The sequence below is a fragment of the Chryseobacterium bernardetii genome (genome assembly GCF_003815975.1).
GTDB lineage: Bacteria > Bacteroidota > Bacteroidia > Flavobacteriales > Weeksellaceae > Chryseobacterium > Chryseobacterium bernardetii.
Genome location: NZ_CP033932.1, coordinates 1,873,414 through 1,889,938 on the forward strand (window position 1 = coordinate 1,873,414; position 16,525 = coordinate 1,889,938).

Consider the following 16,525-nt stretch of genomic DNA (forward strand, 5'->3'; position numbering starts at 1 on the left):
TAACCCTCCCTTTTTCTTTATTCACATACTAGCAAACTTCTAGTCTACCAATATACTCACCTCCATTAGATGTATAGTGGTCAGCTTCATAGCATCCTGGTGTTGTAACTGCAGCACTAGATTCAATAGCATAAGACTTTAGGCTACCATTTACTGATTTTAAATCGTCTCTTTTTAGTTTTTTGTTTTCCAAAGAAGAAAAACCTTTCTTCATTCCTGTTAACTTTTTCATTGTTAAAATTTTTTTTTTAATTAATATTTGTTTGCCATATATCCCTGGCTGGGAGAAGGTACTGATCAGTCCTTATATTTATATTTTGTACTGTACACATACAAAAAATAAATTTTGTGTTTTTACCTGTAGCAAACATACACAAGTGCTAATCATAAAAAAAGTCTTGAGGTTTTAGATTTATAAATTTACTACATGAATTTATAAAAATAAATGGATTAACTATTTGTAAAACAATTTTTTGTGGTTATTTTAAAAATCGCTTAAATTATCAATTTCTTTGATGTACATTGAGAGTGTAGTACCGGTTTTCTTCTTAAAAGCTAAAGAAAATGCTTGTTCATTATTATATCCTAGCTCTTCTGCAATAACAGATAACTTATAGGAACGGAATTTTTTATCTTTTACCAATCTATTTAAGGCAAAATCAATTCGAAGATCGTTAAGGTATGCTGCAAAGTTTTTTCCTTTATGAGTATTGATTATTTCTGATAAATAAGCAGTATTTGTTTTTATATTTTTTGCTAGGCTGGCTAATGTGATACCTTTTTTTAAGAAAAGTTCCTTGGATTCAAATATTCTCAACTCTTGTAAAATAAATTGAGTAACTTCTTCAGATATGGTTTTAGAGGTTTTATCATTTTGCTCTTCCTGTTCAGGAATTGCTTTCGGAGCTATTTCAATATCGTTAGCCTTATTTTTTTCCTCTGCATTTTTTTCTTCAATATTTCTCTTTTCAACCAGACTAATTAAATCCTGTGCAATTTTTCTTTGTTCCTTTTCTGTTTTTTTGGATCTATAGTATAAATATATAATGAATAAGAGTATTAATAAAAGTATGCCTAGAGAAATGTAGAGTACCTTTTTTCTAAATTTTAATTCCTCAATGATATTTTCTTTTTCCTGTAAAAGATTGGGAGTGTCATATTTTCTAGGTATTTCTGTAGAAAGATATTTAAACTGTTCATCTAATTTTTGATCTACTTTTAAAAAGCGTTCAATATAATAAAGCTGTTTTTCTTTATTGTTGTTTTCCTTGTAATAATCAATAAGAAAAGTATATACATCTCTTAATTCGGGAAATGTATAACTGCTTTTTGCAATAATGGAATCCATTTTTGCGTAATTCTTTACTGCTTTTTCCTTATCTTTTAACCCTTCATAAGATTTGCCAATATTTAATAGAGTATAGGTCACATTGTGGTCTGGAATACCTGAAAAATATTGATAAGCAGTTAAAAAATTTTTAAGTGCAACATCATACTTTTTCTGCTTTAAATAATATGCACCTAAGTAATAAATATACTGATTATGAACATATTTATTTTCGGAAACCAAAGGGGTTTTTAACCCCTCATTGATCAGGATATTAGCAGAGTCCAATTTATTAAGTTCAATGTAACAATATATCAGGCTTATACGCATTTGGTTATGTTGAGATTCATCTGTAATATCATCTCCATTATATAAATAATATCTGAATGTTTTGGCAGCATCAGCATTTTTGCCCATATAGCTATTCAAATAGGCAATATTCATATTTGCATATGCGATTTGTTTCTTGTCTTTTTGAGCTTTTGAGTGTTGTAAACCTAAAATGTAATTATCTAAGGCGTATTTTAAATTATCGTGTTTATAATAAAGATTACCCTTCATTAAGTAAGTCTGAGAGGGATAAATTGTTCCTTTTAAGTTTTTTGTAATTGTTGCAGCGCTATCAAGATATTTTATAGCATTTGAAAAATTTTCATTGAAATGAATAAGAACATATGCGTCTGCTATTTGAACGGTATTCTGTTCTTTTTTAGCTTTTTGAAGATAATATTGAGCTATAACCTTTGACTGTTCAATCTTTATATTCTCATAATAGGTATAAAATTTATTTTTTAATTCTTTATAGCTATATGTTTTTAAGCTATCACTTATTTTATTCTGTGTATAAAGTAAGTTGCTGAAAAAAATAAATAAAAAAAAGGCTTTAACTCTCATCATCTTTTAAATACATCACAAATTTACATTTTTTAATTCAAAAAAATATATGATAGTAAAAAAGCAATTTTAAGTTTAATTTATTGATTTATAATGTTTTAAGTGTATTTTTTTGTTCTACCAATTTATAAATCTATAGTTTAAGGCTTAATGTAATATGAAAAATATTACTTTCTTTGTAGGGTAAATTCATAATATAAACTAACATGAAAAAGAAAAAAATTGAAGAAAAGAAGTTATCTTTAAAAAAGATGCAAATCATGAAAGTAAATCAAATGAGAATCATTCGTGGAGCAGGAGGTGAAGCAGCTCAATTTGGTTTTAATGATGGGAATGATGATCCTATTCCTACACCTTTACAAACTGCGAGTGGTAAATAATTCCTAAAGAATGAGAATAAGAATATTTGTTATTATCTGTTCATTATCTGTTTATATTAACGCTCAAAAAACAAATTTAGCTCCATCCAAACCTGTTACTGATAAGTATTTTGAAACTAATATTGTTGATGAATATAGAAATTTAGAAAATGTAGATGATCCTCAGACTCTGAATTGGATGAGGTCTCAAACAGCTTATACAAAATCTGTTCTTGAGCTGATTCCTAAAAAGGATTATTATTTACAGAAAAGACTGGAGATTGATAAAAGACAGGGTAATTCTATATCTCATTTAAAGATATCAGCTAATAATAAATATTTTTATTTAAAGAAAAAAGGTGATGAGAAAGTAGATAAATTGTATTATCGAAACGGATTTTCGGGAAAAGAAGAACTACTTTATGATCCCGTTCATTACAAAAGTTCTGAACCCCATCACAATTTTGTTATCAATTATATAAGTCCAAGCTGGGATGGTAGTAAGATTGCTATTTCCATGTCTGAAAAAGGAAATGAAATAGCAGATGTAATTATTATGGATGTTAAAACAAAATACATTCATCCTGAGATTATTACTAACGGAGCGCCAGCTACTTTCGACGGAATAAGATGGACTGATGATAATACTGGTTTTTTCTATGTAGCATTTTCGGTGACTGATCCCAAATCCAAGGATTTTTACAGAAATACACGTACCGTTCACTATAGAATAGGTACAGATCCTAATACCATCCGTGAAGTTTTTTCAGCTAAAAATAATCCCGAGTTAAATATAACTAGCGATCAATTTCCAATGATTTTAAATTTTGATCTGGAGCAGGATTATTATATAGGAATGGTAGTAGATTATCAAACTTATAGAAAAACTTATATCATCAGGAAAAAGGATTTATTAGAAGGGAAAAATAATTGGAAACCACTTTCTGACCCAAGTGATAAGGCAAAAAATTTAGATATAATAAAAGATCAGATTATTTTTCAGTCAAGCTATAATTCCCCTTTTGTTAAACTTTGTAAAACCAGTATTAAAAATCCTGATTTTAAAAATGGAGAAGTTTTAGTCCCTGAAAAAAAAGACGAAATCATTAAAAGCTATCGGATTACTAAAGATGGTATTTATTATACAACAACAAAGAATGGGGTAGAAGCTAAATTATATTTATATAATGAAGGAAAAGATAATCCGATTCAACTTCCTTTTCCTTCAGGAAATATTGAGTTAGAAATTAATGATGAAAAATCTTCTGATGTATGGATTACATGCTCAGGCTGGGCAAATGATGAACAACGTTTTAAATATAATTTAAAAACAAATACTTTCAGACCGGAAAATCTTGCTCCTATTGCAGAATATCCAGAATTTAAAAATATTGTAGTTAAAGAAATTACAGTAAAAGCCAGGGATGGTGAAGAAGTTCCTGTTTCCTTAATCTATAATAAAGATATTATTAAGAATGGGCAAAATCCATTGTTAATTGACAGCTATGGATCTTATGGATTGTCCAGTACTCCTTTTTTTGCTAAAACTTATTTATTGTGGGTCAATCAAGGAGGGATGGTTGCCATCGCTCATGTAAGAGGTGGTGGTGAAAAGGGCGATCAATGGAGATTAGCGGGCTTTAAAGCAACAAAGCCTAATACATGGAGAGATTTAATTGATTGCACAGAATATTTAATTAATGAAAAATATACTTCAAAAGAAAAAGTAGCTATCTGGGGTGCAAGCGCAGGAGGAATTACTGTTGGGCGGGCAATGACCGAAAGACCAGACCTTTTTAAAGTTGTGATTGCAGAAGTAGGAGCAATGAATATACTTAGGGATGAAGCTACAGTTAACAGTCAGCCAAAAGAATTTGGATCAGCAAAAGATCCTGAAGAATTTAAAGGATTGCTGGAAATGGATGCTTACCAACATATCAAAAAAGGAGTACAATATCCTGCAACATTCATAACCGGAGGAATGAACGATCAGCGGGTAACTCCCTGGATGCCTACAAAATTTGCCGCTAAATTAATAGCAGATAGCGCTTCAGACAATCCTGTTTTATTGAAGATAGATTTTGATGGCGGGCATGCAGCTAATGTACCTATTGCACAGCGATATGCTAACATAGGAGACATGTTTGAATTTGCATTATGGCAATTAGGGCATCCCGACTATCAGCCAAAAGAAGAAATTAAAAAATAGATGTCTCGTTTTCCCTATCAATTTTTCGAAGAATATATTGTACGTACCCCTTTATTTTCATGTAAAAAATTTCTTGGGGTATATAAGGCTGGAATTTCAGATGAAGAATTAAAAAGTAAATTTGCTGATCATCCGGTTTTTCTGGAAGCACTTTACTTGGCTTCTCCTTTTTTGCATGATGAAATTATAAAATGGTTGAGTGCAGAAAAGCAACTTTCACAAAAAGAACACCAAAAATTAAAACATACCTTATTAAAATATTATAGCCGGATGAGTACCCGTTGTACACCATTCGGCTTATTTTCTGGAGTTGGTTTAGGAGAATTTCATAAAAACTGTGAGGGGAGAGAGTATGAAGATAATTTATATAAAGATTATTTAGTTCGGGATACGAAGCTAGATATGTATTTTCTTGTGTCATTGGCTCAGCATTTTGTAAAAAAGAAGGAAATAAGAAATAAGCTTTTGTTTTTTCCTAATAATACTATTTATAAAGTAGGTACCAAAATCCGCTATATAGAATATCAATATATAGGGGGGAAAAGAGATTATATCATCTCCTCGGCTCCTCTTTCTGAAGAGTTACAACATGTATTGAAGTTTTCAAAACAAGGAAAGACCATACAGGAACTTGCAGAGATGCTGATCACAGAAGAAATAACCCAAGAAGAAGCTTTAGAATTTATAGAAGAGCTGATCGATAATCAGGTTCTTACCAGCGAAATTGAACCTAATGTTTCAGGAGGTGATTTTTTAGATATTCTGATTTCTGTTTTACAAAGGATTCAGGTAAATGAAGCCAATATTTTAATTTCTATAAAAAACAAACTTTATGAAGTAGATCAAAATATTGGTAACTCGATTTCAGTTTATGCAGAAATTGAAAAACTCATTGCATTTTTTGAAATAGAATATGAGCGGAAATATCTATTTCAAACGGATCTATATCATAAAGGTAAAGCCACCTTATCATCCTATTGGAAAAAAGAGCTCAAAACAGCCTTTAGCTTTTTAAATAAAATAACCTTAGCTCAAAAAAATACCCGTTTAGAAAAATTTAAAAAAGCTTTTAATAGAAGATTTGAAGAAGAAGAAATAGGTTTACAATATGTTCTTGACTCTGAAATTGGTATTGATTATAAACAAAACTCCTCATTAAAAGGAATTCATCCTTATTTGGATAGCTTAATACTTCCATCTTCTGAAAAATATCAAAGTATGAATATTGAACTTAATTCGGTTCAAAAGATTCTTAATGAAAAATTACAGGAAGCTTTATTGGAAAATTTATACAAGATTGAATTGTCGGATGGTGATTTTGGGGTAGAGGAAAACTGGGATGACATGCCCGATACAATCTCTTTTCTGACAGAGATTGTATCAGATAATAATGAGGAAAAATTATTCTTAAATGGGAGTACAACAAACAGTGCAGCAACATTATTAGGAAGATTCTGTTCTGAAAAGTCTGAAGTACATAAGCTGACAAAAATGATTGCGGATAAAGAAAAATCTCTCAACCCTGAATATATTTTAGCAGAAGTCATTCATTTGCCTGAAGCAAGAATAGGGAATGTGATTAGAAGGCCTACAATAAGAAATTATGAAATTCCTTATATGGCGCAATCTGTTTTGCCGGAAGAAAATCAAATTACCTTAGATGATCTTTATATTTCATTGCAAAATAATAGATTTGTTTTAAGATCCAAAAGATTGAATAAAGAGGTAAGGCCATATTTGACAAATGCACATAATTATTTTCATAATACCTTGCCGGTTTATCACTTTCTTTCAGATCTTTATTCCCATGAAATAAGAAAAAGCTTACATTTTGATTGGGGTGGACTGAAAGATATTTATAAATTTCTGCCAAGAGTAGAGTATAAAAATATCATCCTGGCCAAAGCTTCCTGGAAGATATCAGATAAAGATATTGCCTTTTTAGAACACTTGATTTTAGATAAAGATCTTTTTTTATCTGAATTAAAAAATTGGAGAGATAAAAGAAAAATGCCTGTATGGATACAATGGGTAGAGGCAGATAATACTTTAACCTTAAGCCTGGAAAATTATGATATGGCTACACTTTTTATTCAGACAGTTAAGAAGAGGAAAACAATCATGGTAGAAGAGTTTTTGTTTCATGAGAATGAGGACTTTAAACATGAATTTGTTTTTCCAATGTATAAATTAAAATGAATGTTAATGAAGAGAAAATTTATTCCCGGAAGTGAGTGGTTGTATGTTAAAATTTATACAGGTGTAAAAACGGCAGATATTATTTTGGAAGAGGCATTAATACCTTTATTACAACAACTTCATAAACAAAATTTAATAAAAAAATGGTTTTTTATCCGTTATAATGACCCAGGGATTCATCTTCGCCTTAGGTTTGAGCTTTCAGACCTTAAGTATTTTAATAAAGTTCTTTTATTAATAAATGATTATTTGGAGCAATATATAAACTCTGGGGAAATATCAGAGTTTATATTGGATACCTACCAACGGGAAATTGAGCGGTATGGAGAAGAAACAATGGAAGAAGCTGAGTTTTTATTTTGGAAGAGCAGTGAGAGTATACTTTATGAATATATTCACTTTGATGATGAAGAAAAAATTATAATCTCTCTCTATTATATTGATCAGATATTAGAATGCCTTGGATCAACCATTCAGGAAAGAGTAAACTGGATAAAAAGTAGTAATCATGCTTTCAAACAGGAATTCAACGCAGATAAGAACTTGAATAATCAGTTGGATAAAAAATATAGAACATTTATTGATAAATACCTGGAGTTTCTCGAATCAGATGATTATGCTCCTTTTAGAGACTTTATTCTGGATAATATTAATGACTCTAAAGAAATCCTGCAGCATATAAAACATCATTCGAATTCACTTCAGAGTTTCTTTTCCAGTGTATCTCATATGCACATTAACAGAATGTTTATCTCAAACCAGCGACTGTTTGAAATGATTATCTACGATTATTTGTTCAGGTACTATAAAACCCTTGTTTTTAAAAGTAATAAAATGTTATAACATTATAATATTTATTATATAGTATGAATGCTAATACCATTTTTAAATTATTGATTTAACTTAAATAAAGTTCAATCTTTATAAAAAAGTCATATTAAAAATTGAACAATATTAAGAAGTAGAATGTTGGAGTTTTTTTAGTTGTGAGAAGAATAACTCTAATTTTTTCTTTCTTAAAATAGGAGGCAAATTAATTATTTTATATTTAAACAAATGTTTTATTTTTTTTGCGCTTTTCGTAGTTAAAATTAGATTTTGTTATTGTTTTAATGGTGTATATTAGGTGTGGCTATAATTCATGCTGGTGCCTGTCAAACTCAAAAAAACTTAAAAAATCATAAAGTTTTCATAAAGTTTTAAAAAAGGGGAAAAATGTTTTTGTATTTATAAAATATGTCGTACTTTTACATCGCCTTGAATGAGGGAACAAGTCAAGGTAATAAATTTTTTTTCATCATTTGTGTTTTTAGAATCGTATCGCCTGATACGATTCTTTTTTATGTCTATTTTTCATAGTTGAGAAGAAGATCAATAAAGTAGGAATAGGTAACTGAACCTTCCTGTTGATTACTCTTTAGGAACAAATTGTTGGTATATCCAAAGAAGTCATCCAGCCAACCCTGATGTCTGGATATGAAGCTTTTTTCATAAGCGCGGTCTCTTCTCATTCCAGGAGAATAATTTCGGATAATAGATTTTACAAATTCAGGATCTTCTTCAACTATAAATCTCAAAAGGCTTTTTAGAGTGAAGTATTCAGTGCTGTATTTTAAATCCGGATTACTGGAATGAATTCCCATCAGATACCCGATAAAATTAGCTTCCTGTTCTCTGGCAAATCCAAGCTGGTGAGAGCTTTCATGAGCTGTTGTAAAAGGGATGAAGGTATGTGGTAATTCAGAATTATACTGAGCTTCTGCGGTAAAAGGATTATAATATCCTAATATGCCGGTAAAGTTCATTACTTTTTTAAATAAGCTTGGTTTAATGGCAGAAATCTGAGTTGCTTTTTTATCCGATATATATTGCGGAAGCTGTGTTTGCTGGAGTAGGATTTCCTGTTGTACCGCTTGCAGATTGGTAACTATAAATATTCCATTGTGATCTTCGTGTACCAATGTACGGGTAAGTTTACATTTTTCCAGGTATTGTAAGGCCAGCTTCTTCGCTTTATTCATGTCAGGACTATCCTGGCTGGAAAGTTTTTTAATAACAGGAGTCTGGAAATACAGCATTCCCCAAAACACCTGATAAATGAAATAAAAGGCATTGATGAAAATCAGTATCTTCATCATCGCATGATGTCTCTGCTGCTTTCTGAATAAAGCTGTTAAAAAATATAAAAGAAAAATGCTTACCACAATATAAACTAAATCTCCAACAGAAAAGGGAATCCAGCTGAACAGCATCTGATGAGCTTTTTTCTGAAGTTCAAAAAAACTTTCAAAAAAAGAAATCATCATTTTGGATTTTGAGAAGCTATAAAATAAAAGAAATTGGGCAAGTAATACACCTGCCCAAAATCTTTTCTTCTTATATATTGTCTTTGTTATATTAATGACCACTGCCTTTAGATATTTTATCAAGATCAATGCCTTGGGCTTTTAAGATTCCACTCACACGGATCGCATAGAATGCAAGATAAGCAAAACAAATAACCCCTACGATATAACTGAAGTGAATATTTGTAATATCAGCAATATATCCTTGTATATAGCTTACGATACCCCCGCCCATAATCATCATAATCAGATATCCGGATCCCTGGTTAGTATGCTTTCCAAGTCCGTTGATGGCCAGTGCAAAGATACATGGCCATAAAGTAGAACAGAAAAGGCCTACGCTGGTAAATGCATACACAGATACCATTCCGGTCGTAAACATACCGATAAGTAATGCAGCAATTCCTGCCACGGAAAAGATTAAAAGCATTCTTGCCGGGTTTCCTTTACTTAAAATATCACAGATGATCATAGCAACAATGATAAATCCATATACATAGAACGGAGAAAGATCATGGTTGGCAATAGCGTTTACCAATAAAAATACACCGAACGCCAGATAAGGAGCAAGGAATCTCAAGATTTTTTTGAAGCCGGCATTCACGTCAAATGCTTCTACAGCACCTGTCCAACGGCCAATCATTAATGAAGCCCAGTATAATGAAATATACGGCGCTACTTCTTTCGTTTCAAACCCAAGGCTTTTTTCCATATAAGCGGGAAGGTTACTTGCTGTAGAAACTTCTACTCCTACGTAGACGAAGATAGCAATCATTCCCATAACCAATTGAGGATACTGGAATGCAGAAGTTCTGTGTTCTCCCGGAATGATATCATCAGTATTTTCAGCGTTTGTTGGAGTGATTGCAGGAAGTGAAGAAAATTTAAGCATTAAAGCTACAAGAGCAAAAGCAGCTCCTAAAATAAGATAAGGAACTTTTACGCTTTCTATACTTGCTTCTGTATTGGCTGCACTTGCAGATCCGAAAATGGCAAATGAAACAATAAGCGGTCCGATAGTAGTTCCCAGGTTATTGATTCCTCCAGCCATTGTTAGTCTCTGTGATCCCGTTTCAGTAGGACCTACCTCAATAGCGAGGGGATTGGCAACAATCTGCTGGAGAGAGAATCCTAAACCTACAATAAATAATCCGGAGATCATTAACGGGAAAGAATGCATATTGGCAGCAGGGTAGAACAGCAGGGTTCCCAATGCAGAAATCAAAAGTCCTACAATAAGACCGTTTTTGTACCCGATTTTGTTGATCAAATCCTGTTTAAGGCTCTTTGACACAAGCATATAAATTAAAGAACCTACAGTATACGCTACATAAAAGCATATCTGCACAAGCATACTCTCTTTTTGAGATAAATTAAAGGCTTTTTGAAAAACCGGGATCAGAATATCATTGCTGGCTGCTACAAATCCCCAAAAGAAGAATACAGTAACCAACGGAATGAATTGGGCCCAATTGGTTTGTTTAGAATAATTTGACATATTTATTATAGATTTCACAAACAAATATAACTATTTACTTTCAACGGAATACCTGATTAAGGTATTTTTTATTTCCTCATAAGCCTCTGCCTTTAGGTCTTTAGGCGAATCAGTAGGTTCAATAATTCCATTAAAATATACCTTTACTCTTCCCGGATAGCCTTTTGAATTTTCAAAAGGGAACATTTCCTTGAGGCCAATAAAGGTATAAACAGCAATAGGAGATTGATGTTTTGAAGACAGCATAAAAGCTCCATCCTTAAAATCATCCAGAATAATGGAAGTGTCATCCGGCACACCTCCTTCAGGAAAAATGGCAATGCTGTTGCCCTCCTCCATCTTTTCAGCACATCTGCGGTACACATCAGCACGGCTTCTTGCGCTTGCCCTGTCTACCATCACACATACCCTTTTGTAAATCGTCCCGAAAATAGGGATCTTAACAAGCTCCTTTTTTCCAACAAAACAGATTGGATGGTGCGGAAAAAGAATACAGGTCAGCATGATGTCCATAATTGAAGTATGATTTGAGATGAAAACATACTCTTTGGTTTTGTCTTTTTCTTGTTCAGAAAGTTTAATAAGGTCATATCGGAAGCCCATTCCGTAAAACATGCCAAAGCACCATAGCCGGATAAATTTATACGCATGCCGATAATGCTTTTTATTAAAGGATAAAATATAAACGGGAATCCCAAGAGTGATTGTTAGAACAAATGCTAATAACAACAACCAAAACCTCCAGAGATAATTTAAAATTTTTGCCACAGTTTAACCGTTAAAAATTACTTTCTTTTTTACCGAATAATTAAGAATGGAAACCAACAGGATTGCAGCAATCTTGCTTATCATTTCCGGGCTCAAGGTATAAAAAATTAAATTGATATTATCTTTAAATATAAAACTGTAAAATACCTGAAAAAAGCCAAGACTCAGTAAAGTAGAAATAAATGATACCGCCATGAAATAAGCAAACTCTCTCTTTTTAGAATGTTTCCCTCTTTCAAAAACAAACCAGATGCTCAGAAAGTAATTGCTGATGATTCCGCAGCTGGTAGAAAAAATATTACTTAAAGGATAGTGTACACCATAAAAGTTAGTTTCTCTTGCAAAGAAGTGAGGCAGGTAAGTGCTGAATATTTTGAAACTGCCAATCTCAACAATGGCACTTAATCCTCCTGCAATAATGAAGAACAAAACCTGTTTCTGGCGTATAAGTATTTCTTTCATTTAATTAATATAAAAACTGAAAATAAATCTTTTACTGTATTGGATATTAGAATGTTTTATAAGAAAAACAAACGGTTATCCCTGCTATCCTAAGTATTTGTAATGATTTTCAATTATTTTAAATCAGGATGCTTTACAATATGAATATGCAAATTTATAACTATATGTTAAACACTGAAAAAAGTTGTTAAAATATTTTTTTAAATAAAAATTATTTCTAATTTTAATAAGCAGAATGATGTCACTATAACCTGATAATAAATTCATTTTCAAATCCTTGTGTTAATGGTTTTTTCTATCTTGTAATGCCCAGTTGAAAGCATACTACTCTAATTTTTTATGACCAATTGATAATAATATTTGTATGAAACGTCAAAACAAATACAGAAAATTCCAGCTTCAACAGAAAAATATTGAAGCTCTCGAGAAAGAAAACTCCCGCTTCAAACGAGTGTATTCTGAATATGAAAATATGTCCAATGAACTTTGGAATCTTGAAAACTCCAGTGGAGAACCTGTTCCGGATGATTTTATCAATGCTATGGTGCTGCAGGCATCCTATCTGGAGGATGAAATTGAAGATTGGCTTCTGCAATTCAATGAAAAAAAAACTGAGATTAAACATTAATGATTTTAGACAGCTTCCAGATTGTTTTAAATGCTAATTGAAGATAAATTCATAATTTAGCACCCTTAAATTAAAATCTAAAATATGGTTGCTATTGTAGATAGTGGTTCTACTAAATCAGATTGGGTAATTCTTGATGATTTCAAAAAGGTTTTTCTGAAAACCGAAACCATTGGATTCAATCCAAATTTTATCAACAGAGAACTTATCACTCCCGAAATACAGAAGAACAGCAACCTGATGTTGGTAAAGAATTCGATCACCAAAGTATTTTTTTATGGCTCCGGATGTGGGGTAGAAAAAAACCGCGAAACCATCGAGACCGAACTTAAGAAAGTATTTGATAAATCTGAAATCATAGTTAAGGAAGATCTGATGGCCGCTGCTTATGCTGCCTATAAAGGGAACCCTGCAATTGTGTGTATTTTAGGCACAGGGTCAAACTCATGTTATTTTGATGGTAAAGATGTGAAGATTGAATTGCCATCCCTTGGGTTCCTGATGGGAGACGAGGGAAGTGGAAGTGCCATAGGAAAACAGCTTGTACGCAGATATTTCATGAAAAAACTCCCTGCAGATCTTCATCATGAATTTGAAGCAGTTTATAAACTTACCATAGAAGATGCATTGAAACACATGTATCATGCTCCAAGACCAAATGCTTATTTGGCTGATTTCAATAAATTTGTTGTGGAAAGGAAGGATCATCCTTACTTTGTGAACATGGTTTCCGAAGAAATGAAAAGTTTCTTCGAATACCAGGTTATGCCTTATCGGGAAGCCCATGATGCTGAGATCAACTTTATTGGCTCCATTGCTTATTATTATGAAAATATTGTACGCTCTGTAGCAGAAGAACTTAATTTAAATGTGGGACATGTAGTTCAGAAACCAATTGAAAGCTTAGTAGATTACCACATTAAATATATACTCTAACAAAAAATAAAACGTATGTCAAGTAACAACAATCGCGATGAAAAGAACTTTAGTCAGGCCGCGTTAGATTATCATAAAACAGAACCCAAAGGGAAAATTGAAGTTATACCATCCAAGCCGCATTCATCTCAAAGAGATTTATCATTGGCTTATTCTCCCGGAGTAGCTGTTCCTTGTATGGAAATCCACAACAAGCCGGAAACTGTATACGATTACACCGGAAAAGGTAACCTAGTAGCTGTAATTTCTAACGGTACTGCAGTACTTGGATTGGGAGATATTGGTGCAGAAGCATCAAAACCTGTAATGGAGGGGAAAGGGCTTTTGTTCAAGATTTTCGCTGATATTAACGTTTTCGATATTGAGATTGATGAAAAAGATCCGGATAAATTCATTGAAATTGTAAAAGGAATTGCTCCTACATTTGGAGGAATCAACCTTGAAGACATCAAAGCTCCTGAAGCTTTCTATATAGAGCAAAGACTGAAAGAAGAATTGAATATTCCTTTAATGCATGATGATCAGCACGGAACAGCAATTATTTCTGCAGCAGCATTAATCAATTCATTACAGATTGCTAATAAGAATATTGAAGATGTAAAAATGGTGGTGAATGGAGCCGGAGCAGCTGCAATTGCCTGTACCAAACTTTATATTTCATTAGGATTGAGAAAAGAAAATGTCCTGATGTGCGACAGTAAAGGAGTAATTAATCATAAGAGACAAAACCTTACTCCTGAAAAATTAGACTTCATTGCTCAGACAGATATTGAAACATTAGAAGATGCTGTAAAAGGATCTGATGTTTTCGTAGGGTTATCTAAAGGAAATGTGATGACTCCTGAAATGTTGTTAAGCATGAACGAAAATCCTATCGTATTTGCCCTGGCTAATCCAGATCCTGAAATTGCTTATGACCTTGCTCTTGCAACCCGCAAAGATGTTATCATGGCAACAGGTAGAAGTGATTTTCCTAACCAGGTAAACAATGTATTAGGATTCCCTTATATCTTCCGTGGTGCACTGGATGTTCAGGCAACAGGAATTAATGAAGAAATGAAGCTTGCCGCAGTGCATGCTATTGCGGACCTCGCAAAAGAACCGGTACCTGAAGCGGTAATTCTTGCTTATAACGTTCAGAACCTGCAGTTTGGAAGAGAATATTTCATCCCAAAACCTTTTGACAACAGATTGATTACAAAAGTATCAAGTGCTGTTGCAAAAGCAGCTATGGAAAGTGGTATAGCAAGAAAAACAATTACTGATTTTGAAGAATATGAAAATCAGCTGCTAGACAGAATGGGCAGAGATGAGAGGCTGGTAAGAATGATGCAAAGCCGTGCAAAATCTAATCCGAAGAGAATTACCCTTGGAAATGCTGAAGAATATAATGTATTAAAAGCTGCACAGATTCTTTATGAAGAAGGAATTGCATACCCAAGCCTTTTAGGGGATAAAAAGTACATCAAGGAACAGATGGAGCGTTATGGGATTAACCTGGATATTCCAATCATTGATCCAAGTGACGATGACCAGAAAGAAAACAGAAAGAAATACAGAGAAACACTCTGGAAGCTTCGTCAGAGAAAAGGGATGAATGAATATAAGGCTAAGAGATATGTTCGCCAAAGAGACTATTTCGGACCTTTAATGCTGAAACATGGGGATACTGACGGGCTTATCGTAGGATTCTCTAAAAATTATACTTCCGTATTACGTCCTGTTTTAGAAGTAATAGAAAAAGATAAGGGCGTAGATAAAGTAGCTGCAATGATGATGATCCTTTCTGAAAAGAAACCTATTTTCTTCGCAGATACATCCATTAACCAAAACCCTACAGCGGAAGACCTTGTAAATATTGCTAAAATGGCAGAATTTACAGTGAAATCTTTTGCTATTGAACCTAGAATTGCGATGCTAGGATTCGAAAACTTTGCTGCAATTTCAGAAACTTCTAAAAAAGTAGCTAAAGCAGTAAATATCCTTCATGAGAAATATCCTAAAATGATTGTTGACGGTGAAATACAGCCGGATTTTGCAATGAATGCAGATCACCTGAGCGATTATCCTTTCTCAAAACTAGGAACAACTCCGGCAAACACATTCATATTCCCGAATCTTGAAAGTGCCAATCTTTCTTATAAAATTCTGAGAGGAATGAAAGTAGCACAGGTAATCGGGCCAATCCTGATGGGGTTAAAGCAGCCGGTACACGTTCTTCAGATGCGTTCAAGCGTAGATGAGATCGTTAACCTTGCAACTATTGCCGTTCTTGACGCGCAAAGAAGAGAGAAAAAGTAATTTACTTACTATAAAAATCATAAAAAAAGCATCTTACTATAAGATGCTTTTTTATTCAGTTTACTTTTTGCTCTTTTTTAACTTATTATTTTCTTCTAAAAGTTTTTCGTTTTCCTTCTCTAATCTTTCAATATATTTTTTCTGGGTTTCTAAAATGAAATCCGGAATTTGAGAGTAGGTAATACTAGATGTTGGTAAGCTGTTTTCAGATGAAAGAGGATGTTTTATACCATTACTTTTAATACTTTCCAGAGATACTTCCAGTGCTTTCGCAAGCTTTTTCCATTCATCGTCATAAATTTTAACCTCGCCCCGTTCTTTTCGTGAATAATTAGAGGCGTCTGTTCCTATGATTTTCCCCATTTGTACCTGAGATAATCCCTTTTGCCTTCTCAGGTTTTTTAATTTTTCATGCGTCTCCATTGTCTTTATGTTTTTTACAAATGTGCATAATTTGTAAATTATTTGCAAGGAAATTACAGAAAAAATGCATATTATTTCTTTATTTGGTGATTTTGTTATTTGTATCTTCACCAATGTCAATAGTGACAAAAACAAACTAAAATTTAACCTATGAAAAAACTAGAAAACCTTAAGGG

General features: G+C 32.7%; 14 protein-coding genes. 7 read left to right on the top strand and 7 right to left on the bottom strand.

All coding sequences use genetic code 11. The features are described from left to right. Positions 1–28 precede the first annotated feature (28 nt). Positions 29–232 carry a TIGR04139 family peptide modification target gene (locus EG339_RS08645; protein ID WP_123869839.1) on the bottom strand — a complete coding sequence of 68 codons (204 nt, stop codon included), beginning with the start codon at positions 230–232 and terminating at the stop codon, positions 29–31. Positions 233–484: 252 nt separating this feature from the next. Next, positions 485–2,224, bottom strand: a complete 1,740-nt coding sequence (locus EG339_RS08650; RefSeq protein WP_123869840.1) for an AraC family transcriptional regulator — start codon at positions 2,222–2,224, stop codon at positions 485–487. Between the two features lie 203 nt (positions 2,225–2,427). On the opposite strand from EG339_RS08650, the gene EG339_RS24210 reads away from it, so the two are divergent. The 4 genes from EG339_RS24210 to EG339_RS08665 are packed head-to-tail and all read left to right on the top strand — an operon-like array spanning position 2,428 to position 7,831. Beyond that, the gene (locus EG339_RS24210) at positions 2,428–2,601 is read left to right on the top strand and encodes a hypothetical protein (RefSeq protein ID WP_164466423.1); all 174 of its coding nucleotides are present in this window, start codon (positions 2,428–2,430) and stop codon (positions 2,599–2,601) included. Between the two features lie 10 nt (positions 2,602–2,611). Continuing rightward, positions 2,612–4,789 carry a prolyl oligopeptidase family serine peptidase gene (locus EG339_RS08655; RefSeq protein WP_123869841.1) on the top strand — a complete coding sequence of 726 codons (2,178 nt, stop codon included), beginning with the start codon at positions 2,612–2,614 and terminating at the stop codon, positions 4,787–4,789. Continuing rightward, a complete protein-coding gene (locus tag EG339_RS08660; RefSeq protein WP_123869842.1) occupies positions 4,790–6,988 on the top strand; it encodes a lantibiotic dehydratase family protein in 2,199 nt (732 codons plus the stop codon). 6 nt (positions 6,989–6,994) lie between these two features. Next, positions 6,995–7,831, top strand: coding sequence for a thiopeptide-type bacteriocin biosynthesis protein (locus tag EG339_RS08665; protein ID WP_228459726.1), 837 nt, complete (start codon positions 6,995–6,997; stop codon positions 7,829–7,831). A 503-nt stretch (positions 7,832–8,334) separates the two neighbouring features. Here EG339_RS08665 and EG339_RS08670 read toward each other — a convergent pair. From EG339_RS08670 to EG339_RS08685, 4 genes are all read right to left on the bottom strand, one after another. Next, complete coding sequence (locus EG339_RS08670; protein ID WP_228459727.1) at positions 8,335–9,294, bottom strand: DUF3810 domain-containing protein; 960 nt, start codon at positions 9,292–9,294, stop codon at positions 8,335–8,337. A gap of 91 nt (positions 9,295–9,385) precedes the next feature. Next, a complete protein-coding gene (locus EG339_RS08675) occupies positions 9,386–10,831 on the bottom strand; it encodes an MFS transporter (RefSeq protein ID WP_123869845.1) in 1,446 nt (481 codons plus the stop codon). A gap of 30 nt (positions 10,832–10,861) precedes the next feature. Continuing rightward, positions 10,862–11,599, bottom strand: a complete 738-nt coding sequence (locus EG339_RS08680; protein WP_123869846.1) for a lysophospholipid acyltransferase family protein — start codon at positions 11,597–11,599, stop codon at positions 10,862–10,864. A gap of 3 nt (positions 11,600–11,602) precedes the next feature. Beyond that, positions 11,603–12,061 (bottom strand): GtrA family protein, encoded by a 459-nt coding sequence (locus tag EG339_RS08685; protein ID WP_123869847.1) that lies wholly within the window; start codon positions 12,059–12,061, stop codon positions 11,603–11,605. Between the two features lie 364 nt (positions 12,062–12,425). On the opposite strand from EG339_RS08685, the gene EG339_RS08690 reads away from it, so the two are divergent. From EG339_RS08690 to EG339_RS08700, 3 genes are all read left to right on the top strand, one after another. Continuing rightward, the gene (locus tag EG339_RS08690; RefSeq protein ID WP_123869848.1) at positions 12,426–12,689 is read left to right on the top strand and encodes a hypothetical protein; all 264 of its coding nucleotides are present in this window, start codon (positions 12,426–12,428) and stop codon (positions 12,687–12,689) included. A gap of 84 nt (positions 12,690–12,773) precedes the next feature. Further along, a complete protein-coding gene (locus EG339_RS08695; RefSeq protein WP_123869849.1) occupies positions 12,774–13,625 on the top strand; it encodes a BadF/BadG/BcrA/BcrD ATPase family protein in 852 nt (283 codons plus the stop codon). 15 nt (positions 13,626–13,640) lie between these two features. Continuing rightward, positions 13,641–15,926: an NADP-dependent malic enzyme gene (locus EG339_RS08700; RefSeq protein WP_123869850.1), complete on the top strand. Its 2,286-nt coding sequence runs from the start codon at positions 13,641–13,643 to the stop codon at positions 15,924–15,926. 60 nt (positions 15,927–15,986) lie between these two features. Here EG339_RS08700 and EG339_RS08705 read toward each other — a convergent pair whose 3' ends face one another. After that, on the bottom strand, positions 15,987–16,349 hold the full coding sequence (locus EG339_RS08705) for a helix-turn-helix domain-containing protein (protein WP_123869851.1): 363 nt from the start codon (positions 16,347–16,349) through the stop codon (positions 15,987–15,989). Positions 16,350–16,525: the final 176 nt, after the last annotated feature.

Coding starts and splice junctions, on each gene's coding strand:
- EG339_RS08665 (WP_228459726.1), top strand. CDS start 6,995: ATGAAGAGAAAATTTATTCCCGGAAGTGAGTGGTTGTATGTTAAAATT.
- EG339_RS08670 (WP_228459727.1), bottom strand. CDS start 9,294: ATGATGATTTCTTTTTTTGAAAGTTTTTTTGAACTTCAGAAAAAAGCT.
- EG339_RS08705 (WP_123869851.1), bottom strand. CDS start 16,349: ATGGAGACGCATGAAAAATTAAAAAACCTGAGAAGGCAAAAGGGATTA.
- EG339_RS08675 (WP_123869845.1), bottom strand. CDS start 10,831: ATGTCAAATTATTCTAAACAAACCAATTGGGCCCAATTCATTCCGTTG.
- EG339_RS08685 (WP_123869847.1), bottom strand. CDS start 12,061: ATGAAAGAAATACTTATACGCCAGAAACAGGTTTTGTTCTTCATTATT.
- EG339_RS08695 (WP_123869849.1), top strand. CDS start 12,774: ATGGTTGCTATTGTAGATAGTGGTTCTACTAAATCAGATTGGGTAATT.
- EG339_RS24210 (WP_164466423.1), top strand. CDS start 2,428: ATGAAAAAGAAAAAAATTGAAGAAAAGAAGTTATCTTTAAAAAAGATG.
- EG339_RS08660 (WP_123869842.1), top strand. CDS start 4,790: ATGTCTCGTTTTCCCTATCAATTTTTCGAAGAATATATTGTACGTACC.
- EG339_RS08645 (WP_123869839.1), bottom strand. CDS start 232: ATGAAAAAGTTAACAGGAATGAAGAAAGGTTTTTCTTCTTTGGAAAAC.
- EG339_RS08690 (WP_123869848.1), top strand. CDS start 12,426: ATGAAACGTCAAAACAAATACAGAAAATTCCAGCTTCAACAGAAAAAT.
- EG339_RS08655 (WP_123869841.1), top strand. CDS start 2,612: ATGAGAATAAGAATATTTGTTATTATCTGTTCATTATCTGTTTATATT.
- EG339_RS08700 (WP_123869850.1), top strand. CDS start 13,641: ATGTCAAGTAACAACAATCGCGATGAAAAGAACTTTAGTCAGGCCGCG.
- EG339_RS08650 (WP_123869840.1), bottom strand. CDS start 2,224: ATGATGAGAGTTAAAGCCTTTTTTTTATTTATTTTTTTCAGCAACTTA.